Source organism: Streptomyces sp. 796.1 (assembly GCF_047525675.1).
Taxonomy (GTDB): domain Bacteria; phylum Actinomycetota; class Actinomycetes; order Streptomycetales; family Streptomycetaceae; genus Streptomyces.
Map to the genome: position 1 here is coordinate 84,362 of NZ_JBLIWA010000044.1, position 25,097 is coordinate 109,458.

A 25,097-nucleotide genomic window follows, 5' to 3' on the forward strand; every position below is an offset into this window, starting at 1 on the left:
CGGGTACGCAGCTTGGTATACAACGAGCCGCCGTTTGAGCTGCCGGCCTGCCACCCACCTGCTCTGCCGGCGGGCTGTCCGGTCGTCTTGCCGCCTTGTCGGCCGCCCTCCGGTCGCCTTGTCGACTGCTCGGCTAAGCGTCGCCGAAGAGCGACCGCAGCGCCGCCGCGTGACTGTCCCGGACGTGCAGCAGGGTGCTGGCCGCTGCCAACTGCGCGTCCCCCGCGGCGATGTGCCGGAACATCTCGGCGTGCTGCGCCCGCATCTGGGCCGACTCCTCACGCATACCGAAGATCAACTGGAGCTGCCAGCTCAACTGCTCCATGGTGCGGGCCAGCAGCGGGTTGCCGGCCAGGGTGACGATCTGTTCGTGGAACGCCGTGTGCGCACCGACCTCCCGCTGCCCCTGGTCCGCCGCGGCTGCGCGCTCGGCCCGCGCCAGCAGCGTGCGCAACCGGGCCAGACCCGCCGGGTCCCCGCCCGTCGCCACACGGCGGGCGGCCAGCGCCGACGCCTGTACGGCCAGCGGCTCCCACACCTCGTACAGGTGGCCCACGTCGGCCCGCTCCAGGGTGCGCACCCGCACCCCGCTGTGCGGCGACAGTTCGAGCAGGCCCTCGGCGGCGAGGGCGCGCAGCGCCTCGCGCACCGGTACCCGCGACATCCGGAGCTCCTCGGCGATCTCGCGTTCGACGAGCCGGGAGCCCATCGGGTAGCGGCGGTCCACGATGCGCTGCCGTACGGCCTCGCGCGCCTGCGCGCCCAACGAGACCCGGCCTCCCGCCGGCTCGTCGCTCCCGGCCGTCTTGCTGTCCGCCATCCGCATCGCCCTTTGCACTCCGTGTCCCCGGCGAGAATACGGCGCCACGCGGTGCGGGCCGCGGACCGGCCGGGGCTCGGGTGTGGGGACTGGTGATGGTGTGGGTGGCTACCTGGCGCCCGCCACGCACCCGGGGCCGGTGCGGTCCGTACGAGGTCCGCACGGGGTGCGGTTGCTGAGCGGCGCGGTCCGTACGCGACACAGAGTTCGTACCCGGCAAGGTCCGTACGCGACGGGGCGGGCAGATCGGCAGGGTGAACCCACCCCCAACACGCCTCCCGCCAACCCCCAACACGCCCCCGCCACCCCACACGGTGCGCAAGACGCGACAACCAGCCGATCCCCAGGCACCGTTGACAGCCCCCGGGGCGGGCGTGAGTATCCGTCTCGATCCGCAGACCCAGAGGGGGGTACCACTGTGTCCAGATCACTTTCCGGCAGACCCGACGGAGCCGACGGAACCGGCAGGGACGGTACGGCTGACAGGGCTGGTAGGGCCGGCAGGTTCGGTGGGTCCGGCGCGTTCGCACCGCGGCGCCGCACCGTCCTGCTCGGTCTCACGGCGGGGGCGGCCACCGCGCTCACGACCGGGCTGCCGGCCGCCCGCGCGGCCGACGCCCCGTACGAGCCGGTCCTGTACTGGGGCAAGATCCTGGAGGGCGCCGTCAAAGCCACCGGCGGGGCGCCCGGTCCTGCGGCCAGGGCGGCGGCGATCATGCACCTGGCGATGTACGACGCCGCCAACTCGATCGTGTCCATCGGGCGGCCCTACCTGGCCAAGCAACCGGTGCTCGGCACCGCATCGCTGAACGCGGCCATAGCCACCGCCGCGTACACCGCCCTCCGGGCCCAGTACCCCGCGGGCTCCTTCGACGGCAACTACGGCTTCGCCCTGTCGCAGGACAGCAGCTCCCAGGCGGAGAAGGACAAGGGGGTCGCCGTCGGTCGGGCGGCTGCGCAGGCGTTGGTGCAGGCCCGGGCGGACGACGGGGCGAACAACGAGGTGCCGTACGCGACCGACGGGGTGCCCGGCGCCTGGCGCGAGACGGGGTCCGGGTCCGCCATGACGCCGCACTGGGGCCGGGTGAGGTCCTTCGGCGGTTCCACCCCGGGCCAGTTCCGCCCGGGCCTGCCCGGCGGCTTCAGCACCTACCAGGACCTGCTGCGCAGCAGTCAGTACGCGGAACAGGTCAACGAGGTGCGGGTGTTCGGCGGGCACTCCAGCACGGCCGTGACGACGGTGGTGCGCACCCAGGAACAGAGCGACATCGGCCGGTTCTGGGCCAACGACCTCGACGGCACGTACAAGCCCACCTCACAGCTCTATCAGCACGCGCGGATCATCTCGCGCAAGAAGACGCTGACACCCACCCAGAACGCGCAGTTCTTCGCCGTGCTGTCGATCGCCCTCGCGGACGCGGCGGTCGTTTCCTGGGACGCCAAGTTCAACACACCGATCGACCTGTGGCGGCCGGTGTCCGCGATCAACCTCGCAGCCGACGACGGGAACCCGGCCACCACGCCCGACCCGGCCTGGCGCCCGCTCTCCTCCAACCTGGACGGGTCGGCCTTCACACCCGCCTTCCCCGCCTACATCTCCGGGCACGCCACCTTCGCCGGCGCCTGGGGCGGCGTGTTGCAGACCTACTTCGGGACCGACGCCATCGCCTTCAGCGCCACCACGGACGGCGGCGCCACCCGACGGTTCAACACCATCTCGGCCGCCACCAGCGAGAACGCCATCAGCCGGCTCTACCTCGGCGTCCACTACCGGTGGGACGCCGAACAGGGCCTGGCCGCCGGCGAACGCGTCGCCCGACAGGTCACCGACACGTTTCTCTGAGCCACTGACGCATTGAACCGGCGATTAGCTGATCCACTGATCTGCTGGTTCGCTGGTGTGCTGATGCGCTGATTCACCCCGCGCCACCTCGGCCGGTCGGGACTCGTGCCCGGCCGGCCGATCGCACGCCCGTCGGGGCGCGGGCCGCTCGGCCGCCTGCCTGCCTGCCCGTGCACCACCCGGTAGCGGGGCCCGGAATGCCCGTTTCCGCTGCCCCGAAGCACGGTGTGCCCACCGGGGGTTGCCACCCCTTTTCCTGGCCCCGGGTCAGAATCCCGGTACGCCGCGGGCACGTAATCTGGCCAGTGTCCGACCCGACCGCCGCCCGTCGCAGGCGGCCGGGGCCACCGCCACCGCGCAGGTGCCGACCGGGCCGGGGCGGCCACGCGTACCGCCCCACCCGCGGTCATCTGCTTACCGTACTGATTCGAGATCAGTACGAGATCAGGGAGCCGGGCCGGCTCGCGGGGCTCGGAGCGGCCGGTGCACGGCCGGTTCCACCACGTCCCGCGGCCCGTCGTGGACCGACGGCAGGTCGGCGGCTTCTCACCGGTCCGTACGAGAAGCCGACCCGCTCCCGTCCCATCGCGCGCAACTGAAAGTTCCTCGCATGTCACCTCATTCTCCTGGCGACCTTCGTGCCCTGCCCGGGGCCGTCCTCCAGATCGCGGCCTCCGTCCTCCAGACCGACGGCCTGACGGCCGACGACAACTTCTACGACCTGGGCGGCACCTCGCTGCACGCCGTGCGGATCTGCGCCCGACTGCACACCGAGTGGGGCATCGCCATCGCCCCGCAGGCGCTTTTCGACCACGACACCATCGGCGGCTTCGGCACGGCCGTCGCCACCGCGAACCACCGTCCCGACGGCGAGCGGAACCCCTCGACCGGCCGCGCGACCGAGCCCACGGCAGACCCCGCGACCGGTACCACCACCGACCCCACGGCCGACGTCACGTCCAACCCCGCGACCAACCTCAGCGCCAAACCCACGTCCAACCCTGCGACCAACCCCAGTTCCAACCCTGCGTCCGACCCCGCGGACTCCCACCCGTACACCCCCTCCCGCGCCCCGGCCCCGCCGCTCCCACCGGTGGCGCAACGGCGACCGCCGTCGGACGAGATACGCATCGGGTTGCAACGGCTCGACGCCCGGCTCATCCACGAGGCCGTGGCCCGCCAGGCGCTGCTGCGTCCGGACGCCACCGCCCTGGTCAGCGGCGCCGAGCGGATCAGCTACCGGCGGCTGGACGCGCTCGCCGATGGGTACGCCGCCGCCCTGAAGGACCTGGGGGTAGGCCCTGGGCACGTGGTGCCGGTCGTGCTGCCGCGCTCGCCGCGGCTGGTCCTCGTCCTGCTCGCGGTCCTCAAGTGCGGCGCCGCCTACGCGGCCCTCGACCCCCGTTGGCCGGCGGCGCGCATCGCCGCGGTGACCGGCGCCCTCGACACGCCGGTCGTGGTCACCCGCACCCCGGGCCCGCGCGCCTGGGACCCGGACGCCTTCCGTGAGGATTCGGCAGCGGCGCGGCCCGCCCGTACGGTGCCGGTCGCGGTGGCGCACACGGCGCCGGCCGCGGTGTTCTTCACCTCGGGCAGCACCGGGACGCCCAAGGGCGTGGTGGCACCGCACCAGGCCACCACCCGGCTCTTCGCGACGGCCGGCTTCGCCGACTTCGGCCCCGGCCGGGTCATGCCGCAGGCCGCGCCCGCCTCCTGGGACGCGTTCGGCCTCGAACTGTGGGGGATGCTCACCACCGGTGGCACGTCGGTATTGGTGACCGGTGACTACCTGCTCCCGGCCGACCTGCGGGAGCTGATAGCCGGCGAGGGTGTGGACACCCTCTGGCTCACCGCCAGCCTGTTCAACCTCTTCGTCGACGAGGACCCGGCCTGTTTCACCGGCCTCACGCAGGTCCTCACCGGCGGCGAACGCCTCTCCACCGCCCACGCGCGCGCCTTCCTGACGGCCCACCCCGACATCAGACTGGTCAACGGCTACGGCCCGGTCGAAAGCTGTGTCTTCGTCACCGCACACACCGTCACCCCGGCTGACTGCGAGCGCCCCGACGGCATTCCGGTGGGCCGGCCCGTACCCGGTACGACCGTGCACCTGCTGGCCGGGGACGCGCCACTGGGCGCCGGGGCCGAGGGTGAGATCTGTGCCGCGGGCACCGGCCTGGCCACCGGCTACCTGGGCGACGAACGGGCCACCGCTGCCTCCTTCGTCACCCTCACGATCGACGGTGCCCCGACCAGGCTCTACCGCACCGGCGACCGGGGGCGACTGGACGAGGACGGAGTGCTGCACTTCCTCGGCCGCACCGACCGACAGGTGAAGATCGCCGGCCATCGGGTCGAACCCGCCGAGGTGGAAGCCGCCGCCCGGCGGCTGCCCGGCGTACGGGATTGCGCCGTGGTCCCGGTGCCGCGGCCCGGCGGCGGCCACGAGCGGCTCGCGCTCTTCTACACGCCCGCCGCTCCGTCCACTGTTAGGCCCACCGCTCCGTCCACGACATCCACTACGTCCGCTGCCCCGGAAGCCGGCGCTCCCGGCCGTCCCCCGAGCAACCCCGGGGGTGACCCGCCGGGCGACGACGCCGAGGCGGTGCGCGCGGCGCTGGCGGCCGTCCTGCCCCCCTACCTCGTACCGACCAGCGTCCACCGGCGCCGGGCGCTGCCGCGCACCCCGAACGGCAAGCTCGACCACGCCGCCCTGCTGCATGACCTCAGCGCGCCCGCGCCGACGCCCGAGCCCACGCCCGTAACCGAGCCCACGCCCGTAACCGAGCCCACGCCCGTACCCGCGTCGGCCCGGGCCGCGGACGGCGACGTGCCCGCTGCGTCCGATGTGCCCGTCGCGCCCGTCGCGCCCGTCGCGCCGCGCACCTTCCCGCTGTCGTACGAACAGGAGTCGATCTGGCTCAACGACCAAGTCCAGGAAGGGACTTCGCGTTATCTGGAGTCCTGGGTCAACACGCTGCGCGGGCCGCTGGACGTGGCCGCGGTGCAGCGTGCCCTGGACGGCATCGTGGCCCGCCACGAGAGCCTGCGCAGCCGGCTGGTGCTGCTGGACGGCAGACCGGTCCAGCAGGTCGGCGAGCCGATGCCGGTCCCGCTCACCGTTCGCGACGTCACCCGGGAGGGGTTGGACGCCGCACTGCACGCGGCCGTGTCGGCCGCGTCCCGACCGATCACCCTGGACCGGCCGCCGCTGCTCAGGGCGGTGCTGCTGCGCATCACGGACGGGACGCGGGCGGACGGGAAGGCGAGTGAGGAGGTGTGCGAGGGACGGCCAGGCGAGGGAGGCGCCGGCGGGGAATCCGGCGACGGCCGTGTCGGCGGGGAGACGGGCGGCGAAGCCGTGCTCGCCGTGTGCGTGCACCACGCGGTGATCGACGGCTGGTGCTTCAGCCTGTTCGACCGCGAGTTCGGCGCGCTCTACCGGCAGGCCGTGGGCGCGGACCACCCGCCGCTGCCCGGGCCCCACCTGCAACTCGGCCCGTACGCAGCCGCCCGGCGCGCGGACGGTGCAGCCGCTCGGGCCGCGGCGCTCGCCTGGTGGGAACGGCACCTCGCGGACGCGCCCGAGGAGTCGACCTTCCCCACCGACCGGCCCCGCCCCGCCGTACTCGGCCCCGGCGGCGACCGCGTCGAGTTCGCCATCGACCCCGAGTTGGGGCGCGGCGTGCGGGCACTCGGCCGGCGGCTGCGCACCACCCCGTTCGCGGTGCTGGCCGCCGCGCTCGGCGTGCTGCTCGGGCGGCACACCGGCCAGCAGGACGTGGTGCTCGGCACCCCGGTCTCCCGCCGCGACGACCCCGCCACCCTCGACATGATCGCCTGCCTGGCCGACGTGCTGCCGCTGCGCCTGGCCGCCGCGCCCGACGCGTCCTTCCTGGAGGTCGTCGCCGGCGCCAAGGAAGCAACCTGGTCGGCCGTGCGGCACAAGGACGCGCCGTACAGTCACCTGGTGCGCGCGCTGGGTGTGTCGCGGACGCTGAGCCGCTTCCCGCTGTTCCAGGTCGTCTTCACGCTCGATGACGCGCCCGCGCCGCACCTGGACCTGCCGGGCGTGGTCGCCGAGCGCCGCTACGTGCACTCCGGGACCGCCAAGTACGACTCCTTCCTCCACCTCGTCCCGGACGGGGACGGCTACCGCGGGCTGTGGGAGTTCGCCACCGACCTGTTCGACGCGGCCACCGTGCACCGCCTAGCCGCACGCCTGCGCACCCTGCTCACCGCGGCCATCGCCGAACCAGATTGCCCAGTAGGGGAGTTGGAGCTGCTGCCGGCGCAGGAAAGGGGCCGCATCGAGAGCTGGGAGCGGGCTGCACCGGCCGCCGGGGCCGGGGGTGCACCGGCCCGCGGGATCGCACCGGCCGTCGGGGCCGGGACCGCACCGGCCGCCGGGGCCGGTGTCCTCGCGCACGAGGGGTTCCGGTGGTGGGCCAGGCGGCACCCAGACACCCCCGCCGTCCGCTGGCGCGGGCGCGACCTCACGTACGGGGAACTCGACCGCCGTTCGGACGCGGTCGCCGCGCACCTGGTCGACCAGGGGTGGGAACGCACCCCCATCGGCATCTGCGTGGACCGCTCCTTCGACCTGCCGGTGGCCGTGCTCGGCGTGCTCAAGGCCGGCGGCGCGTACGTACCCATCGACCCGGCCTATCCGGCCGAGCGGACGGCCTTCATCGCCGAGGACAGCGGCGTCAAGGTGGTCCTCACCCAGCGGGCGCTGGCCGGCCGCACGCGCCTCCCGGCCGGCACCGCGCACTGTTTCATCGATGAGGTGCCCGCCACCGGGAGCGACCCCCGCACCCCGGTCACCGGCGACGACCTCGCCTATCTGATGTACACCTCGGGCTCGACCGGCCGCCCCAAGGGCGTCGCCATGCCGCACGGACCACTCGCCAACCTGCTGGCCTGGCAGGCGGACCGCTCCGCCGCCACCCACGGCACCCGCACCCTCCAGTTCACCTCCCTCAGCTTCGACGTCGCCTTCCAGGAGCTCTTCAGCACCTGGGGCACCGGCGGCACGCTCGTCCTGGTCGACGAGGCGGTCAGGAAGAACCCCGCGGAACTGCTCGACCTGATCGCCGCCGAGCGCGTCCAGCGGCTCTTCCTGCCGTTCGTGGCGCTCCAACAACTGGTGGAGTACGCCTGCGCCACCGACCGCCACTGCCCCACCCTCACCGAAGTCATCACCGCCGGCGAACAACTGCACGCCACACCGGCGCTGCGCCGCTTCTTCACCGAGCTGAGCACGGCCACCCTGGACAACCAGTACGGACCGTCGGAGACCCACGTGGTGACCGCCGAACTGCTGCCCCGCTCCCCGGTCGACTGGCCCGAACTACCGCCCATAGGGCGGCCGTTGACCGGGGCTCGGATACGCCTGCTGGACCGGCGGCTGCGCCCGGTGCCGATCGGGGCGGTGGGGGAGCTCTGTGTGGCGGGCCCGGTGCTCGCCCGCGGCTACCTGGGCCGCCCGGAGCTGACCGAGCAGAAGTTCCTCCGCACCGAAGGGGGCCGGCTCTACCGGACGGGGGACCTGGCCAGATACCTGCCCGACGGGCGCATCCAGTGGTGCGGACGCGCCGACGACCAGGTCAAGATCCGCGGCCACCGGGTGGAGACGGGCGAGGTGGAGGCGGCGCTACGGGCCGTGCCCGGCGTCGCGGACGCCGTGGTGGTGGCGCACGACCCGGGCGGCGGCACGGGCAACCTGCTCGTCGGCTACTACCTGGCCGGCCCGCAGGCCCCGGCGCCGGCCACGGTCCTCGCCGCGCTGCGCAGCCGGCTGCCGGACGCCATGGTGCCCACGCACTGCATCGCCCTGCCCGACTTCCCGCTGACCGCCAGCGGCAAGACCGACCGGGCCGCGCTGGCCGCCCGCCGGCCCCAGGCCCCCGCCGCCACTTCCCCCGACTTGCCAAGCACGCCGAAGGAACGGCAGATCGCGCTGATCTGGTCCGGGCTGCTCGGCCTGGAGGGCATCGGCGTCCACGACGACTTCTTCGCCCTGGGCGGCAACTCGCTGCTCGCCACCCGACTGGTGCTGGCCCTGCGCACGGAGCTCGGTGCCTCCGTGCCGCTGCGGGCCGTGTTCACCACGCCGACCGTCGCCGGCCTGGCCCGGCTGCTCGACGACACCGGCGCGCCGTCCGTCCGGACGCCGGACCTGACGGCCGAGGTGCGCCTGGCCCCGGACATCGTGCCGGCCGCCGTGGTCGACACGGTGGCCGATGCACCCCGGCAGCTCCTGCTCACCGGCGCCACCGGCTTCCTCGGCGCCTTCCTGCTGCGGGACCTGCTCCTGCGGACCGAGGCCCAGGTGCACTGCCTGGTCCGCGGGCGGGACCAGGCCCACGCCACCGACAGGCTGTGGACCACCCTGCGGCGGTACGGGTTGGCCGACGGGCTGCCGCAGGAGCGCGCCACGGTCCTGCTCGGCGACCTCGCCAAGCCGCAACTTGGCCTGGAGCAAGGGGAGTTCGATCGTCTGGCGCGCACCGTGGACGCGGTCTACCACCCGGGGGCCGCGGTCAATCTGGTGTTCTCGTACGCCCAGTTGCGGGACGCCAATGTGCGCGGCACCGAAGAGGTGCTGCGGCTGGCCGCGCGGCACCGCACGGTGCCGGTCCACCACGTCTCGACCGTCGGCGTGTTCGCCGCCGGCGCCGGCGTGCGGTCGATCGACGCCGGACACCCGATCGGCCCGGCCGCCGACCTGGAACACGGCTACACCCAGAGCAAGTGGGTGGCGGAGGGGCTGATCGAACAGGCCAGGGCGCGCGGCCTGCCCGTCTCCGTCTACCGGCCCACCCGCATCTTCGGCGACTCGGTGACGGGCGCCTGCCAGTCGGGCGACTTCCTCTGGCTGCTGCTCAAGGCGTGCGTCCAGGCGGGGGCGGCGCCCGCCGGCGTGGACACGGCGTTCGACCTGGCGCCGGTGGACTACGTCAGCGGGGCCGTGCTCGCCCTCTCCCGACGTCCGCAGGCCGCCTCCGGCACCTTCCACCTGGCGGCAGGCCGCCTGACCCGCCTCGACACGGTGGTCGGCTGGCTGCGCGGGGCCGGCTACCACCTCGCCGACGTCACCCCGCAGGAGTGGTTGCGGCGCATCCAGGCCGACCCGGACAACGCCGCATTCCCGCTGCTCAGCACCCTGGCGGCGGAGACGGAGGACGGCGGGTCGGAGGGTGGCATCCGCTTCGACACCACGGCCACCCGGCAGGCGCTCGCGGGCACCGGCGTCGACTGCCCACCGGTGGACGAGGAGTTGTTCACCCGCTATCTGGAGTACTTCGTACGCACCGGCTTCCTGCCCGGCCCGGCGGGAAGCTGACTCGGTGCGGAGCTGGCCCGGTGCTGACCTGACGGGGTGGGTCCTGGTGGAGTGGGGGCATCCCCGGGTGGGCTGATGGCCGTCGGGCGCCTCGACACAGCCGCCGGCAGGGCTTGGCTGTCAAGTGGTCATCCCCTGCCGGCCGTTGTGCGTTCGGGGGCGTACGAGGCGGCCCCGGGCTGGGTGTCCGGCGACACCCATCGAGGCTGGCGGCTGAGGGCCGGCCGCGGTCCCACGGCACAACCAACCCACGAGGCCGTGACACAACGTGACCGATCGAGGTGTATTGGCCGAGGGTGTGGCGATCGGGGGGCGCTTGCATTCACTCCGCGTAGTTGTTTAGGTTAGCCTTACTTATCGAGCAGGGGGTGTGGGGGCATGCAAGGCGGGGGACCGGGCCGACCGGTCGTAGCGGCGTGCGGCGGGGCGCCGGCGTGGTCATTGGCCGCACCGGCCGGGGCACGTACGACATTCCAGGCGCTGCGTACGGCAGTCGATGCCGGGCGGTGCCGTGCGATGCCCGCCACCGGGACGCGGACCCCGACGGCCGGGCGCCCGCGCCGGGCGCCCGCCGCGACCCGTACCCGGCGCCAGCCGGCCGCACCCCGCGGCGCCAGCGCCCTCCCGCACCGCAGCACTCCCCGCGCCACCGGCGCCGATCCTCGCAGGAGCCAAGCGATGAACCACCCCTCGCCGCCCGACCCCAAGCGCCCGGGCGCGATAGGGCCGCGCGATCGCGTCAGGTCCGCGCCGAGCGGCACCCGGGACCGGTTCGGCCCGATGCCGGTACGCGACGAGCGCCGCGGCAACCGGCGCCGTGCCGCCGCCGCGCCGCGACCCGAGTGGGCGCGCCGCGCGGCGCTCCTGACGGGGGGCCGGGCATGACGCGGGAGGACTTCCGGGACCGCCACCTGGAGCGGATCGCCGAGGTCAGGGCCGGTCGGCAGGGCGAGAAGGTGGCCTATCCGATCCGGATCAGGCAGGCCGAGGTGGTACGCACCGCGCCGGTCGGCACCGGGCTGCTGAGGGTGACCCTGGGCGGCCCCGGCACGGCGGGTTTCGAGGCGCACTCGCCCGACGAACACGTCAAACTGCTCTTCCCGGAGCCCGACGGGACGCTGCGGCTACCCGAACCGAACGGCCTGGTACTGAACTGGCCGCGGCCGTCGCCCACCTCGCGCGAGTACACGGTGCGCCGGTACGACCCGGCCACCGGCGAGATCGACATCGACGTCGCCCCGCACGAGGGCGGCCTCGCATCGGCGTGGGCGGAGCGGGCCAGGCCCGGCGACGTCATCCACGTGGCGGGCCCGCCCGGCGGCCTGATCGTCCCGCACAGCTACGACCGCTACCTCCTCGCGGGCGACATCACCGCACTGCCCGCGCTGGCCCGCTGGCTGGAGGAGTTGCCCGCGACCGCACGGGGCTGGGCGTTCGTCGAAGTCGCCGACGCCACCCAGGAGATCGCCCTGACCGCGCCCGCCGGCGTCGAGGTGCACTGGCTGCACCGCGGCGAGCGCCCGCCTGGCACCGGCGACGCCCTCGCCCGGGCCGTGACCGCGGTGACCGTGCCGCCCGGCGAACGGCTCTACCTGTGGGCCGCGGGCGAGGCCGGCCAGATCAAGCCGCTGCGTCGATGGGCCCGCGACGTCCTCGGCCTGGACCGGGCCGACCACGACGTCACCGGCTACTGGAAGCGGGGCGTCGCCGACTTCGACGAAGACCACTGACCTGGGGCGATCCTGGGTGACTGGGTGACTGGGTGACTGGGTGACTGGGTGGGTGGGCGGCTGGGCAGTTGGCTGGGCTGGCCGGTAGTGGTCCCTTCGTCGGCGCCCCGCGCCGACACACCCCACCGGCCACGGGCACGCCCCCGCCCTGCCGGCACACCCAACCACCCCGCCGCCGTACCCAACCACCCCGGCACGGGCCCCGCCAACACACCCAACAACCGTCCCCTGGCACAGCCCAGAGAAGCCGCCACCTCGCCCCAACAGAAGCCCGCACCCACGACGGCACCGGCGCGCCCGCAGGCCCCGGCACCCCCGGGAACCCCGCCGCGCCCCAAAGCCCAAGCCCCCGGCACCCCCGAACAGCCCGGCACAAAAGCACCCGGGCACCCAAGCATCCGGGCACCCCAAAATCCCCCGAAACGCACACCGAGGAGTACCCCATGTCCCTTCGTAGCACCTCCTGCCTGGCAGGTGCCGTGGCACTCGCCCTGGCCCTGACCGGATGCGGTTCCTCCGACGGCAAGTCGGGCGGTGCGCAGGGCAAGACCCGGGTGTTTGCGGCCGACAACGGCAAGATCACCATCCCGGAGAAGCCGAAGCGCGTGGTGGCCACCGGCTACGCCGTGCCCGCCCTGATCGAAGCCGAAGCGCCGCTGGTGGGCATCTCGTCGTGGAAGCGCGGCGAGCCCCTGATGAACGAGCAGGACCTCGCCACGTACAAGAAACTCCCCAAGATCGCCGGCGAGTTGGCGACCGAGACCAACTACGAGGCCATCGCCGAGGCCAAGCCCGACCTGATCGTCATCGGCGTGCCGGCCCCCGTACTCGGCGACATCGACGTCAAGCGGCTTGAGTCCATCGCCCCGGTGGTGGCGATCGGCCCGACCGTGCCGAACATGTGGCGCAAGCAGTCCCACCAGCAGGCCGACGCCGCCGGCGCGCTCACCAAGTTCGACGCAGTGAAGAAGGCGTACGAGGACAAGGCCGCCGCGCTGGCCGCCAAGTACAAGGCCGTGCTGCCGCAGCTCAAGGCGGGCCACGTCGGCTCCTACGGCGAGGCGGCCAAGGGCACCTTCCAGCGCGAGTTCAGCGACTCCTGGGGCACCAACATCGCCCAGGACCTCGGCGCCACCTACTACGGCCAGGTCAAGAAGAAGGGCCCGGGCTCGCAGTCGGTCAGCGAGTACCCCTCGATCGAAGAACTCCCCGCCTCGCTCCGCGACGCCGACGTCATCACCTACTCCGTGAAGCCCGACGGCAGCCTCCCCGAGTCCGTCAAGTACGTCATGGACTCGAAGCTGTGGAAGACCCTGCCCGCCGTCAAGGCAGGCAAGACCTTCCCGCTCCGCTACACCGAGGCCGCCACCTACGGGCAGGCCGTGAAGACGCTGGACGCGGTCGACACCGCGCTCGCGCCGCTGCTGAAGCGGTGACCGCCGCAGGCCCGGTGCCCGGTGCGAAGACGGAGGCCCGACGGGTGCGGTCACTGCCCCAACTCGGCCTGCTCATCGGCGGGTTGGTCCTCCTGGTGGCCGTCGCCGTCCTCAGCATCGGCATCGGCGCCCGCGCGGTGCCGCCGGCCGAGGTGCTGCGCGCCCTGTTCGCCTACCGCGGCACCGAAGAACACGTGATCGTCCGCGACGTACGGGCGCCCCGCGCGCTGCTCGCCATCGCCGTGGGCGCAGCCCTGGCCGTGGCGGGCGCGCTCATCCAGACGACCGTCCGCAACCCGCTGGCCGAACCCGGCATCCTCGGCGTCACCGCCGGCGCCGGGTTCGCCATCACCCTCGGCGCCGGGCTCGGTCTCGCCGCCGGGCAGGGCGGCCAGTTGGGGTGGGCGATCGTCGGCTCGGTGATCGCGGCACTGCTGGTCGCGGCGGTCGGGCGGGGCTCGCCGCTGCGTCTGGTGCTCACCGGAGTGGCCCTGACCGCGGTGCTGAACGGTGTCGGCCTCGGCCTGCGCCTGACGCACCCGGAGGTCTTCGACGTCTACCGCTTCTGGTCGGTCGGCTCCCTCGCCGCCCGCGAACAGGCGCCGCTGGCCGTCCCGCTGACCGCCATCGGCCTGTCCCTGCTCGGCGCGCTGCTGCTCAGCCGGTCGCTCAACGCCCTGGCGCTCGGCGAGAACGTCGCGCAGACGCTCGGCGCGGGCGTCGGCCGGGTGCGCGGCCTGGCGCTGCTGCTGATCACCGTGCTCAGCGGGGCCGCGACGGCCATCGCCGGGCCGATCCTGTTCGTCGGCCTGATCGTGCCGCACCTGGTGCGCAAGCCCGCCGCCGGTTCGGTGCCCTGGCTGATCCTCTACACCATGGTCCTCGGCCCGATCCTGCTGCTCGTCGCCGACATCGGCTCGCGCGTGCTGCTGCCGACCGGCGAGGTGCCGGTGGCCATCGTGACCGCCTTCCTCGGCGGCCCGATGCTGATCTGGGCCGTCCGCCGCTACGGAGCGGGGTCACTGTGAACGCGTACGACACGCAAGGCGCGCAGCCGCGGCGGCTGCGCGGCGCACGCGGGCCCGGCGCCCTCGGCCTGCGCATCGAGCGCCGCACCCTGGTGCTCGCCGCGGTGATGACCGTGCTGCTGCTCGGCCTGTCCCTGCTCGGCCTGTGTTACGGGGCCTCATGGGCCACCCCGGGCGAGGTGTTCGCCGCGCTGAGCGGGGCGGAGCCCTCCGTCGTGATCTCCGAGTGGCGGCTGCCGCGCGTACTGGCCGGCCTGGTCTTCGGCGCCGCGCTCGGCGTGGCAGGGGCGGTCTTCCAGAACCTCACCCGCAACCCGATGGGCAGCCCCGACGTGATCGGCCTCGACGCCGGCGCGTACACCGGGGCCCTGGTCGCCCTCACCGTGCTGTCCGGCACCTCGGCGCAACTGGCCGTCGGCTCCGTGCTCGGCGGGCTGCTGGTGGCCGCGGTGATCTACGCGCTCTCCTTCGACCGGGGCTTTTCCGGACTGCGCCTGGTCGTCATCGGCATCGCCCTGAACGCGATGATGACCGCGGTCAACTCCTGGATCGTGCTCCGCGCCGACCTGGAGGTGGCGATCGCCGCCGTCGGCTGGAGCGCGGGTTCCCTCAACGGCATCGGCTGGGAGGACGTGGGCATCGCCTTCCCGGTGATCGCCGTGCTGCTGGCCCTGCTGGCCACCCAGGCGCACGCCATGCACCAGGCCGCACTAGGCGACTCCGTCGCCGCCACCACCGGCGTCGGTCTCGCCCGGCTGCGCCTGCTGATGGTGCTGGTCGGCGTCGGCTGCACCGCCACCGTGACCGCCGTCGCCGGGCCCATCGCCTTCATCGCACTGGCCGCACCGCAGATCGGCCGCCGCCTCGCCGGCGCGGCCGGCGTACCGCTGCTGCCGGCCGCCCTGACCGGGGCCGTCCTGCTGCTCGGCGCCGACCTGCTCGCCCAGATGTTGCTGGCGCCAGTCGCGCTCCCCGTCGGCGTGGTGAGCACCGCGATCGGCGGCTGCTATCTGATCTGGCTGCTGACCAAGGAGGTGAGGCGGGCGTGAGCGCACGCCTGACGGCGCGGGACATCACCCTGCGCTACGGAGACCGCACCGTGTCCAGCGGGCTGAGCATCGACGTCCCCGACGCCGCGTTCACCGCCATCGTGGGCCCCAACGGCTGCGGCAAGTCCACCCTGCTGCGCGCCTGCGTCAGGTTGCTCCGCCCGACCGCGGGACGCGTGGAGCTCGACGGGCGCGAGGTCGGCGACTATCCGGCCAAGGCACTGGCCAAGCAACTCGGCTTCCTGCCGCAGGACCCGCAGGCGCCCGAGGACATCAAGGTGCGGCAACTGGTGGGCCGGGGCCGCTTCCCGTACCAGTCGTTCCTGGCCCTGTGGTCGAAGGAGGACGAGACGGCCGTCACCGGTGCGATGGCCGCCGCGGGCGTCACCGACCTCGCCGACCGGTCGGTGCAGGAACTCTCCGGTGGCCAGCGCCAGCGGGTGTGGATGGCCATGGTGCTCGCCCAGCAGACGCCGCACCTGCTGCTCGACGAACCCACGTCCTTCCTGGACATCACCCACCAGTACCAACTCCTCGGCCTGCTGGCCGAACTGCGCGACCAGGGCCGTACGGTCATCGCCGTACTGCACGACATCAACCAGGCGTGCCGGTACGCCGACCACCTCATCGCCATGAAGGACGGCCGGGTGGTCGCCGAGGGCGACCCCACGGACATCGTGGACGCCGAGCTGATCCAGGACGTCTTCGGGCTGCCGAGCGTCATCGTCCCCGACCCGGTGGCGGGCACGCCCATGGTCGTTCCCACCCTGTGAGGAGAGCATCGTGCGCACGGTTGACACCAACGGCTCGGATGACCCGAACGGTCCGGGCGGCCTGAACGGTCGGGACGGCCTGAACGGCCCGGGCGGCCCGGATGACCCGGACGGCTTGAACGAGCCGGGTGGGTCGGATGCCCCCGACGGGTCCCTAGGGCCGGAAGTCCCGGACGGGGCCGGTGGGTTGGAGGCACCACGCGAGCCTGGTGGGTTGGAGAGGCCGGACGGGCCAGGTGGGCCTGAAGTTCCCGACGTAGATGGCGAGTTGGAGATCCCGGACGTACCGGCTGTGCGGGCCACACCGGCCGTGCCCGCGGGCACGGCAGCGGAGACCGCTCCAGCCGCCCCGGCAGCCGGGGCCACACCCGCAGCCGGGACCACCCCGGGCCCGCCGCCGACCGGGCCCGCAACGCCGCCCGCCCGAGTGGACGCCACCCTGTTGCGGATCGCGTTCATCCTGGTGCTCGGCACCTTCATGGCCACGCTCGACGCGACCATCGTCAGCGTCGGCATCGAGACCCTGACGGACGAGTTCGACGCTTCCCTCACCGAGATCCAGTGGGTCACCACCGCCTATCTGCTGGCCGTGGTGGCCGCCGTGCCCGCGTCCGGCTGGCTGGCCGACCGGTACGGCGGTCGGCGCACCTGGCTCGCCGCCGTGGGAGTGTTCCTGCTGGGTTCGGCGCTGTGCGCACTGGCCTGGTCGGCCACCAGCCTCATCGCCTTCCGCGTACTCCAGGGCCTCGGCGGCGGCCTGCTGCCCGCAACCGGCCAGGCGCTCCTGGCCCGCATCGCAGGCCCCACCCGCACCGGCCGGGTGATCAGCATCGTGGCGGTCGTCCCGATGCTGTCGCCCGTGCTCGGCCCGCTGGCCGGCGGCTCGCTGCTGGCCGCGGGCTCCTGGCCGTGGCTCTTCCTGATCAACCTGCCGATCGGGGCGGTCGCCGTACTGCTCGCCCGGCGCTACGTACCCGAGGTGCCGCCCGCGCCGCGGCGCGCGCCGTTCGACCTGCGCGGGGCCGCGCTGCTCTCGCCGGGGCTCGCCGTCTTCGTCTTCGGGCTGACCGAGGTCGCGCACGGGCGTACGCTCCCGGCGACGGTCGGCATCGTGGCCGGGCTCGCCATGCTCGTCGGGTTCACCGTGCACGGGCTGCGCACCCGCGGCACGCCGCTGGTCGACCCGCGCCTGTTCACCCGGCCGCCGTTCGGCGCCGCCGCCCTCGCCCTCCTGGTGCTGGGTGCTTCGGTGTTCGGCACGATGTTCCTGCTCCCGCTGTACTTCCAGACCGGGCGCGGCCTCTCCGCCTGGCAGGCCGGGCTGTTGCTCGCCCCGCAGGGCGTCGGCGCCGCGGCCGGAGCGGTGCTGGTCAACCGCACCATCGACCGGGTGGCGCCCCGCACCCTGGTGGTGGGTGGCATCGGGTTGATCCTGGTGGGCACGTTCCCGTTCACCCAACTCGGCCACCAGCCGTCCGACACGCTGATCGCCGCGGCGCTCGCCGTACGCGGCATCGGCATGGCCATGGTCGGCGCGCCGGTCATGAACATCGTCTACAGCCGCATCGAGCCCACCCAGATACCCCGCGCGGCCGGGGCGCTCAACCTACTGAACACGGTGGGTGGTTCGGTCGGCACCGCGGTGCTGGCCGTGGTGCTGCAAAGCCGTCTCGACGCCCGGGGCGCCGCCGTCGGCTGGGCGTTCGGCGACACCTTCTGGTGGGTCATCGGCTGCTGCCTGCTCGCCGCGGCCGGGGCCACCCGGCTGCCGCACACCCAGGGCAAGCGCAGGTGACCGCCGGCCACTTCGCACGGCCCCGCCCCCATTCGCGGGGCGCATGAGGTGACAGGCGGGGCGCCCGACCGGAAATCCCGGTCGGGCGCCCCCTCGTTAGCAGGTGGGTCAAGCATCCAAGCCTCAGCCTCGGTGGGCGAGGCCCCCCTGGGTGCGGGACCGGGGGTCCCGCGGACGGATCGTCGGACCTTTCTGTTCCGACAGGTCGGGCCGGCTGGACCTGATGGACCCGGTGGGCCCGTTGGTACGGGACGGGTCAGGCCCCTCGGGCCGGCTGGGCACGGGATCGTACGAGGTCAGAAGGCTCGGGGGCCGGAGTCCGTGGCGCGGATCGGGGTGCTGGCGCCGGTCGGCTCCTTGCCCTTGAACACCGTTTCGCACGCGTACGACGTCTGCGCGTTCAGGGGGACCAGCACCACCTCGGGGATGTCGTTGCAGAGCGCGTACTCGATGCTGCCCTTGTAGTTGCCGAAGAGGAGCTTGGCCACACCCTCACGGGTGAGGATGCCCTTCGTCGGAGTCGCCTGGTACTCGACGAGGCTCATCAGGGCCTTGTCGCCGATGGTGACCTGCCAGTCGATGCGCTGGCCCGCGAAGGTGGTGGAACAGGTGACGGTGGTTCCCTTCTTCGACTCGATGCCCTTCGGGCACTGGCCGGTGGTCTTGCCGTCCACGCCGGCCATGTCCAGCGTCCGCTTGCGGAGTTCGTGGGTCAGTTGGTCGGAGAACGGTGCGGTGTCGGGCGGGGCGGGAAGCTCCTGCGGGTCCTTCCCGCGGGGCTGGTCGAGCCGTTGCTTCAGCGCGGGCTTGGCCTGCTCCGACTTCTCGGCCTTCTTGTCCTTCCCGCCGTCGTCGGACCCGCCGCATCCGGTCGTCGCCGCCAGACACAGCAGGGTGACTGCGGCGAAGGCCACCGCCCCCGACCGGCGGAACGGGTGGGTGGGCTGGTTGTTCTGCGCGTGCTTCATGATGCCGTTTCTCTACGGGTTGCCTGATGGGGAACTGGGACAGGGTACGTTCCGGCGGCGCGGCCTCCGCCGCGTGCACGGGCTTCCGGCTCGCGAGGCCGGGTCGCGGGCCAGCCGGCCGTCGGGCGAGTACGGGCGGTCCCGCACCCGGCAGCGGACGCTTCTCCTAAGGTGACTTCGTACGCCAAGCGCCGCCGCCGACCATGACGAGAGGAACAGCGTGGCAACGTCCGGGCCGACCGAGACCACCGGAGCCACCCAGCAGGTTGCGAAAGAGCGGCAGATCACCCTGGCCAGGGCGCTGAACTCGCTGCTGTGGGCGGTGGGCATCCCGGTGGCGATGGTGCTGGGCGCGTTCCTCGCCAAGGTCACCTGGACCTGGCTCGGCGTCGGCGTCATGGTCGTCGTGGGCTTCCTCGTCCCCGCGCTGGTCGGCAGCTTCTGGAACCGGGCCGGGGCCGCAACCCTGGCCACCGTCGCGGTGGCCGCGCTCGGCATCGGGGTGCCGCACGTCCTGCACGAGACCTACGCCAAGCAGTACGGCGACAAGGTCGACGCACTGGTGGTCGACACCGCCAACTACGGCAACTCCGTGCGGGGCAAGGACCGCTACGTCTGCCGGGTGGTGGACACCTCGGGCAAGGTCCAGGACCTGACCCAGTTGGAGAACTGCCACGGCCAGTTCGAGCGGCGCCAACACATCGTCCTGTACAAGGACCCGCACGGTTTCTTCGCCCCGTGGGCCGAGGCCACCGACGGCCGCGGCTTCGACCCGATCGGCGTGCCGGTGGCGATCGGCCTGTTCGTCGCCACCTTCGGGACGGTGCTCTACGGAGGGTTGCGGCGGCGCTGAGCCCGCGCCGAACCGACGGTGAAGCAGGCTGTGACGAGGGGCAACCGGCCACCCGTAAACGATTGGCACGTGCACGGACACCCTGCGAACATCTGCGGATGCACGTACTCGCCGACGACCTCGGCCACCTCTCGTACACCGTCGCCGGCGACGGGCCGCCCGTCGTGCTCGTGCACGCGGGCGTCGCCGATCACCGCATGTGGGACGCGGTGGCGCCGGCCCTCGCGGAACGGCACACCGTCATCACGTACGACCTGCGCGGATTCGGCCAGTCCGGGCCACCGAGCGGCGCCTTTAGCGAGACGGACGACCTGCGCCGCCTCCTGGACCACATCGGCCACGAACGGGTCCGGCTGGTGGGTGCGTCCTGGGGCGGTCGGGTGGCCGTGGACTTCACCCTGACCCACCCGGGCCGGGTGCACTCGCTGGCCCTGTTCGCCCCGCCGTGGCCCGGATACGACTGGTCCGCGGAGATGGTCGCCTACGACGCGGCCGAGACGGAGGCGCTGGCCGCGGGCGAGCTGGACGCCGCCGTCCGGATTAACCTGGACATGTGGCTGCGCGGGCCCGCTCGTGGCTGGGACGAGGTCGCCCCGGGCCTGGTCGAAGCGGTCCGCGGCCCGCTGCGGACCTCGCTGGTCAACCAGCCGGCGCTGGAGGCACACGGGCAGGACGGCGCCGACGGGGACGTCGCCACCATCGCCGTACCCACCCTGGTGGGGATCGGCGGGCTCGACGTCGCCGACTTCCAGGACATCGGCCGCCGGTACGCCGCCCGGATTCCCGGCGCCACCCTGGTCGAGTTCGCCAGCGCGGGCCACCTCATCCCGCTGGAGGCACCCACCGAACTCCTCGCGGAACTCGGCCCGTTCCTTGCCCGCTAACTGCGGAAGATCATCGCTGGCCTACCCGGGCACACCCACGACCAGCGGCAGTCCCATGGCCCCACCCTGCTGGTGCCGGGGCGTGGGGTATGCACGGGACGGGGGCCAGGAGGAGCGGGGTGTGCACAGGGTGGCTTGTCGGGGTGTGCTGAGGGCGGGAGTCAGGGTGTGATGGGGGCCGAGGAACGGGAGTGGGGCCGCCAGGTCGGCGGCCGGCGCGCCGTGGCGGGCGCCGCACCGGCACGCCGGGTCACACCGGGGCGATTGCCGCGCGGCGCGACCCGGCGTGCCGGGGACGTACGGGCACCCAGCCGCCGACGCATGGGCGTTCCGGTACGGGCCGGCGGCCAGAACGCCGGGCGTCAGGTGTTGGTGGCGTCGGCGGGGACGCCGTCGGGCAGGGCCGCTGCGGCGCCGGAGCCGGCTGCCTGGTCGGGGCAGGTGACACCGAGGGTGTAGGCGGTCATGGAGATGGAGCCGTAGGTGTAGCCGTCGATGAGGACGTCGGCGCTCTGCCCGGAAGCCGCTGCGAGCCCGGAGAGGTAGAGCAGCGGGATGAAGTGGTCGGGGGTGGGGGCAGCGGCGGCGAAGTCCGGGTGGTGCTGGAGGCTGAGGCTGTCACCTGGCTCGTCGCGCATGAGCTGCCGGGCGCTGTCGTCGAACCGCTCCGCCCACGCGAAACCGCTCTCGGGCCGGCCCCAGTCGATGCCTCCGAGGTTGTGGACAACGTTGCCGCTCCCGATGACCAGGACTCCGGAGTTACGCAGCGCGGCCAGCTTGGTGCCGAGTTCGAAGTGGTATTCCAGCGGCTTGCTGGCGTCGATGCTGAGCTGGACGACGGGGATGTCAGCGGCGGGGAAGGCGTGCACGAGCACGGACCAGGTGCCGTGGTCCAGGCCCCAACTCTCGACGTCGGCACCCACCCAGGTCGGCTTGACCGCGTCGCTGACCTCCTCCACCAGCCCCGGCAACCCGGGGGCGGGGTACTGGACGTCGAAGAGTTGCTGGGGGAACCCGTAGAAGTCGTGGATGGTGCGCGGCCGGGGCATCACGGTGACCGCGCTGGCGTGGATGTACCAGTGGGCGGAGACCACCAGGATGGCGCGCGGACGCGGAACGGCCCGGCCGAAGGCCGCCCAGGCGGCGGTGTAGCGGTTGGCGTCGATGGCGTTCATCGGGCTGCCGTGGCCGAGGAACGCGGCCGGCATCAGATCGGGGGCGCTGGGGGCCGTCATGGGCATCTCCTGTCGGGTCGAAACGGTCGGCGCCTGACGGGAAACGGCCAGGCCGGAGCGACCTTCCCGGACGTGTGCGCGTCCACTCACCTGACCAGCCGTGAGCAGTGGATCGGTCCCATTCACCCTATATCGAGCCTGCTGGGCGGGGTGGGGAGCACCCACGGTGTGGGGGCTGGAGGGGCGCCGGTCGGGTGAGCGGCCACCCGGGGTCCAGGGGTGCGCGGGGTGCGCGGGGTGCGCACCCGAAGGGTGTGCACGGGTGGCTCGCTCTCAGGTGTACGCGGGTGCGCACGCCGCGGGATTCGTACTCGTGCAGCGGCCGTGACCGGCGCTTCCACGGCGGTGCCTAGCTCGGGGGCATGCCCGCCGACGCGTCTTCCATCGTGCCGCGCAGCAGGGCGAGGGTCGACGCCAACTGCTCCAGGGAGCCGGCCGTCAGCGGACCGGCGAGCCAGTGACGCAGCCCGTCGTCGAACGTGGGTGTGGCAGCCGCGAGCAGCGCGCTGCCGGCGGGGGTGAGCTCCAGCAGGGACGAGCGGCGGTTGCTGGGGTTGGGGCGCCTGACCACCCAGCCTGCGGTCTCCAGCCGGTCCACCGCCTTGCTGGTCGCCCCGACGGTGATGGCGGCCTCCTCGGCCAGGTCGTTGACCCGGCAGCCGTCCCGGCCGTCGATGATGCGCAGAAACTCGAACTGGCCCATCGTCAGGCCGTGTTCGGCGCGCAGTCGTTCGCCGACCGCGTTGTAGAGCCTGGTCTCGTAACGGACGAGATCCATGAATGCCTGCGTGAGGTCGGTCACACTCTGCTCCAGTTTCGTGGGAATGTTATTCCTGTGAATATAGTTCCTGGTGAGGAACGCACTTCACCTGGAGGATCGCATGAGTACGGCACAGCGCGCGACGGTCGACGCCCTGATGCGGCAGGCCCCCCTTGACGGCAGCCTCCCGCCCGAGCGGCTGCGCGCGGACTTCGAGGCGCAGATGGCCACGGACCCGAACCCGGCCGGAGTGCGCGTCAGACCCTCCGCGCTGGGTGGGCGGCCAGCCCTGACCGTCGAGCCCGACGGCGCCCCCGTCGCCGGGACGATCCTCTACTTCCACGGCGGCGGCTGGGTCTTCGGCTCGCCCGCCACGGCCCTGCGCCTCACCGCCGCTCTGGTCCGCCGCACCGGCATCCGCGCGGTCTCGGTCGACTACCGGCTCGCCCCCGAACACCCCTACCCCGCGGCCGTTGATGACGGCCTCGCCGCCTACCGCGACCTGCTGGAACAAGGCGTCGCGCCCGAGCACATCGTCCTCGCGGGGGAGTCGGCCGGCGGCGGCCTGGCCCTCACCACCCTGCTCACCGCGCGCGATGCCGGCCTGCCGTTGCCGGCCGCCGCGGTCGCCCTCTCGCCGGGCCTGGACGCCACCTTCTCGGGCGAGAGCATGACCACCAAGCACGACGCCGACCCGCTCTTCACCCGAGCCGAACTGGTCACCCTGGTCGCCCACTACCTCGCGGGGCAGGACCCCGACCAGCCGCTGCTCAGTCCGGCCCGCCGCGCGGAGCTGGCCGGGCTGCCCCCGCTGCTGCTCCAGGTCGGCTCCAACGAGGTCCTGCTCGACGACGCCACCCGGTTCGCCGTGCGGGCCGCCGCGGCAGGTGTCGACGTCCAACTCGACGTCACCGCGGACGTCCCGCACGTCTTCCAGACCTTCGAGGGCCAACTGGAGGAGGCCGACGCGGCCCTGGACCGTGCCGCCGCCTTCATCACCGCCGCCCTGGCCCGCGCCTGAACCACGGGGCCACAGCCGTCCCGCGGGCTGGCCCCGCCGTGGGCCGCTCACTTGCGTTGGAAGAACTCCACCTCCGCCAGGGCGAGGTGTCGGCCCGCCGTCAACCCGGCCGGGTTGGTGAGGGTGAGGCGGACGGTCGTGACGTTGCTGATGCCCATCGGCATCGACTGCGGACCCGCCTTGTCGTTCAGGGTGAGGGTCTTGCGGACCACCTCGCCGTCCCGGGTCGTCGCCGCCAGTTCCATGCGCAGTGCGCGGCCCTGGCGGGCGTACTCCTCGGCCGAGTTCGCGGCGCCGTTGGTGATGATCAGCTCGTACAGCCGGAACGGCTTGGCGAAGGTGTACGTGATGCTGGCGCCGGCGGCGGGCGTGCCCCAGTAGCGGTTGCGCAGCCCGTCCGTCGTGTTGCCCGCCGGGTGGCCGGGGAGCTGTGCGGTCGCCGACGTGTGTTGGGGGCTCAGCGGCTTGGGCTTGCCCAACTTGTCGCGGGTGTCCTCGATCAGGTGACGCCCGGCCGGCAGCAGGAGATAGCCGCCGACGCACAGTGCCGCGACGACGGTCAGCGTCACCAACAGCCGCACCAGCCGCCCCGAACGCGCCCGGCCACGCCGGCGCAGCGGCCACAGCGTCCGCCACCAGGGGAGCGGGGCCGGGGCGGCGGCCCGGGCCAGCGGCGCCGCGCACCGGCTGCAGAACCTGCGGTGCGGTGGGTTGGGTGTGCCACAGGCCGGGCAGGGTGTGCCGGTCGCGGGCAAGTCGGCCGTGATCGGGCGCACCGTGGGGCGGGGCGCGACCGCCTTGCCGGGCTTGACCGGCCGCGGGGCGTCGTCATCGGGCCCGGCCGCGGGCGCGGGCCGCACCGGTGCCGGCGGCTCCACCGGACGTGGCGTACGCGCGGGTGGCTGTGCAGGGGGCTGTGCGGGGGCGGGTGTGCGGCCGGTGGGGTGTGGCCCGTCCGCGGCACGTGCGCTGGTCTCCGGCGGTGTGGCGGGTGAGGGTGCGGTGGACGGGTGTGCCGGTGGGGTGGCTGGGGCCGTGGGGGCGGCCGGGGCTGCCTGCGGCCTTCGTGGCGGGTCCGTGCGTGCGGTCGGGCGGCCCCGCGGCGCGTCCGGGCCGGTCGATCCGGCAGGCCCAGCCGGCCCGGTCGCGTTCGGCGTAGGCCCGGCCGGGTCCGGGGCGGGGCGGCCGGGGGCCGCGGGCGCAGTGGGAGCAGTGGACGGCGCGGGTGGTGCGGCGGGCGAGGTGGTCGGCATGGCCGGAGTGGCCGCGTTGCCCTCCGGGGTTGCGGGGCCCGCGGGGTGGGCCTGACCCGGCGGGGCGTCCGCGCTCGGGTGGGGACTTGGGCGGGGTGTCGTACGGTCCGCGGTGCTGGCCGCGTTCGGCCAGCCGTCGACGTTCGGCCCGCTGGGCGCGTTCGCCCCGCTCGCGGAACTCGCCGTGCCCGCAGTGCCGGTTGCGCCCGCCGCGCGGCCCGTACTGGCCGTACCGCCCGCGCCACCCGCCTCGGCCGTACCTGGCGCACCGCCCCCACTGGCCGCACCGCTCGCGCCAGCC

General features: G+C 73.5%; 16 protein-coding genes. 11 read left to right on the plus strand and 5 right to left on the minus strand.

What is annotated here, in order from left to right; translation table 11 throughout:
• Positions 1–133: 133 nt before the first annotated feature.
• The gene (locus tag ACMA1D_RS26310; protein WP_414726486.1) at positions 134–820 is read right to left on the minus strand and encodes a GntR family transcriptional regulator; all 687 of its coding nucleotides are present in this window, start codon (positions 818–820) and stop codon (positions 134–136) included.
• A 418-nt stretch (positions 821–1,238) separates the two neighbouring features.
• Here ACMA1D_RS26310 and ACMA1D_RS26315 point away from each other — a divergent pair, with 418 nt between their 5' ends.
• From ACMA1D_RS26315 to ACMA1D_RS26350, 8 genes are all read left to right on the plus strand, one after another.
• Positions 1,239–2,663 carry a vanadium-dependent haloperoxidase gene (locus ACMA1D_RS26315; RefSeq protein WP_414726487.1) on the plus strand — a complete coding sequence of 475 codons (1,425 nt, stop codon included), beginning with the start codon at positions 1,239–1,241 and terminating at the stop codon, positions 2,661–2,663.
• A gap of 610 nt (positions 2,664–3,273) precedes the next feature.
• The gene (locus ACMA1D_RS26320) at positions 3,274–10,011 is read left to right on the plus strand and encodes an amino acid adenylation domain-containing protein (protein ID WP_414726488.1); all 6,738 of its coding nucleotides are present in this window, start codon (positions 3,274–3,276) and stop codon (positions 10,009–10,011) included.
• An 881-nt stretch (positions 10,012–10,892) separates the two neighbouring features.
• Positions 10,893–11,741 carry a siderophore-interacting protein gene (locus tag ACMA1D_RS26325; RefSeq protein ID WP_414726489.1) on the plus strand — a complete coding sequence of 283 codons (849 nt, stop codon included), beginning with the start codon at positions 10,893–10,895 and terminating at the stop codon, positions 11,739–11,741.
• Between the two features lie 443 nt (positions 11,742–12,184).
• Positions 12,185–13,177, plus strand: a complete 993-nt coding sequence (locus ACMA1D_RS26330) for an ABC transporter substrate-binding protein (RefSeq protein ID WP_414726490.1) — start codon at positions 12,185–12,187, stop codon at positions 13,175–13,177.
• Positions 13,174–14,205 carry a FecCD family ABC transporter permease gene (locus ACMA1D_RS26335; protein ID WP_414726491.1) on the plus strand — a complete coding sequence of 344 codons (1,032 nt, stop codon included), beginning with the start codon at positions 13,174–13,176 and terminating at the stop codon, positions 14,203–14,205. The genes ACMA1D_RS26330 and ACMA1D_RS26335 overlap by 4 nt, the downstream gene beginning before the upstream one ends.
• A 107-nt stretch (positions 14,206–14,312) precedes the next feature.
• A complete protein-coding gene (locus ACMA1D_RS26340; RefSeq protein ID WP_414726509.1) occupies positions 14,313–15,254 on the plus strand; it encodes a FecCD family ABC transporter permease in 942 nt (313 codons plus the stop codon).
• Positions 15,251–16,027: an ABC transporter ATP-binding protein gene (locus ACMA1D_RS26345; RefSeq protein WP_414726492.1), complete on the plus strand. Its 777-nt coding sequence runs from the start codon at positions 15,251–15,253 to the stop codon at positions 16,025–16,027. The genes ACMA1D_RS26340 and ACMA1D_RS26345 overlap by 4 nt, the downstream gene beginning before the upstream one ends.
• Positions 16,028–16,454: 427 nt before the next feature.
• On the plus strand, positions 16,455–17,822 hold the full coding sequence (locus tag ACMA1D_RS26350) for a DHA2 family efflux MFS transporter permease subunit (protein WP_414726510.1): 1,368 nt from the start codon (positions 16,455–16,457) through the stop codon (positions 17,820–17,822).
• A 296-nt stretch (positions 17,823–18,118) separates the two neighbouring features.
• Here ACMA1D_RS26350 and ACMA1D_RS26355 read toward each other — a convergent pair whose 3' ends face one another.
• Positions 18,119–18,790 (minus strand): hypothetical protein, encoded by a 672-nt coding sequence (locus ACMA1D_RS26355; RefSeq protein ID WP_414726493.1) that lies wholly within the window; start codon positions 18,788–18,790, stop codon positions 18,119–18,121.
• A gap of 220 nt (positions 18,791–19,010) precedes the next feature.
• Between ACMA1D_RS26355 and ACMA1D_RS26360 the strand changes: the two genes are divergently transcribed.
• Positions 19,011–19,643: a hypothetical protein gene (locus tag ACMA1D_RS26360; RefSeq protein WP_414726494.1), complete on the plus strand. Its 633-nt coding sequence runs from the start codon at positions 19,011–19,013 to the stop codon at positions 19,641–19,643.
• Positions 19,644–19,741: 98 nt separating this feature from the next.
• On the plus strand, positions 19,742–20,527 hold the full coding sequence (locus ACMA1D_RS26365; RefSeq protein ID WP_414726495.1) for an alpha/beta fold hydrolase: 786 nt from the start codon (positions 19,742–19,744) through the stop codon (positions 20,525–20,527).
• Between the two features lie 362 nt (positions 20,528–20,889).
• On the opposite strand, the gene ygiD is transcribed toward ACMA1D_RS26365, so the two are convergent.
• Both ygiD and ACMA1D_RS26375 read right to left on the minus strand, forming a co-directional pair.
• Complete coding sequence (ygiD, locus tag ACMA1D_RS26370) at positions 20,890–21,762, minus strand: 4,5-DOPA dioxygenase extradiol (protein ID WP_414726496.1); 873 nt, start codon at positions 21,760–21,762, stop codon at positions 20,890–20,892.
• 349 nt (positions 21,763–22,111) lie between these two features.
• Positions 22,112–22,540 carry a MarR family winged helix-turn-helix transcriptional regulator gene (locus ACMA1D_RS26375; protein WP_414726497.1) on the minus strand — a complete coding sequence of 143 codons (429 nt, stop codon included), beginning with the start codon at positions 22,538–22,540 and terminating at the stop codon, positions 22,112–22,114.
• Between the two features lie 103 nt (positions 22,541–22,643).
• On the opposite strand from ACMA1D_RS26375, the gene ACMA1D_RS26380 reads away from it, so the two are divergent.
• Positions 22,644–23,543: an alpha/beta hydrolase gene (locus ACMA1D_RS26380; protein WP_414726498.1), complete on the plus strand. Its 900-nt coding sequence runs from the start codon at positions 22,644–22,646 to the stop codon at positions 23,541–23,543.
• A 47-nt stretch (positions 23,544–23,590) separates the two neighbouring features.
• Here the strand turns inward: ACMA1D_RS26380 and ACMA1D_RS26385 are convergent, their stop codons facing one another.
• On the minus strand, positions 23,591–24,421 hold the full coding sequence (locus ACMA1D_RS26385; protein WP_414726499.1) for an NADase-type glycan-binding domain-containing protein: 831 nt from the start codon (positions 24,419–24,421) through the stop codon (positions 23,591–23,593).
• Positions 24,422–25,097: the final 676 nt, after the last annotated feature.

Coding starts and splice junctions, on each gene's coding strand:
- ACMA1D_RS26375 (WP_414726497.1), bottom strand. CDS start 22,540: ATGGATCTCGTCCGTTACGAGACCAGGCTCTACAACGCGGTCGGCGAA.
- ACMA1D_RS26330 (WP_414726490.1), top strand. CDS start 12,185: ATGTCCCTTCGTAGCACCTCCTGCCTGGCAGGTGCCGTGGCACTCGCC.
- ACMA1D_RS26320 (WP_414726488.1), top strand. CDS start 3,274: ATGTCACCTCATTCTCCTGGCGACCTTCGTGCCCTGCCCGGGGCCGTC.
- ACMA1D_RS26380 (WP_414726498.1), top strand. CDS start 22,644: ATGAGTACGGCACAGCGCGCGACGGTCGACGCCCTGATGCGGCAGGCC.
- ACMA1D_RS26365 (WP_414726495.1), top strand. CDS start 19,742: ATGCACGTACTCGCCGACGACCTCGGCCACCTCTCGTACACCGTCGCC.
- ygiD (WP_414726496.1), bottom strand. CDS start 21,762: ATGACGGCCCCCAGCGCCCCCGATCTGATGCCGGCCGCGTTCCTCGGC.
- ACMA1D_RS26340 (WP_414726509.1), top strand. CDS start 14,313: ATGACCGTGCTGCTGCTCGGCCTGTCCCTGCTCGGCCTGTGTTACGGG.
- ACMA1D_RS26325 (WP_414726489.1), top strand. CDS start 10,893: ATGACGCGGGAGGACTTCCGGGACCGCCACCTGGAGCGGATCGCCGAG.
- ACMA1D_RS26355 (WP_414726493.1), bottom strand. CDS start 18,790: ATGAAGCACGCGCAGAACAACCAGCCCACCCACCCGTTCCGCCGGTCG.
- ACMA1D_RS26310 (WP_414726486.1), bottom strand. CDS start 820: ATGGCGGACAGCAAGACGGCCGGGAGCGACGAGCCGGCGGGAGGCCGG.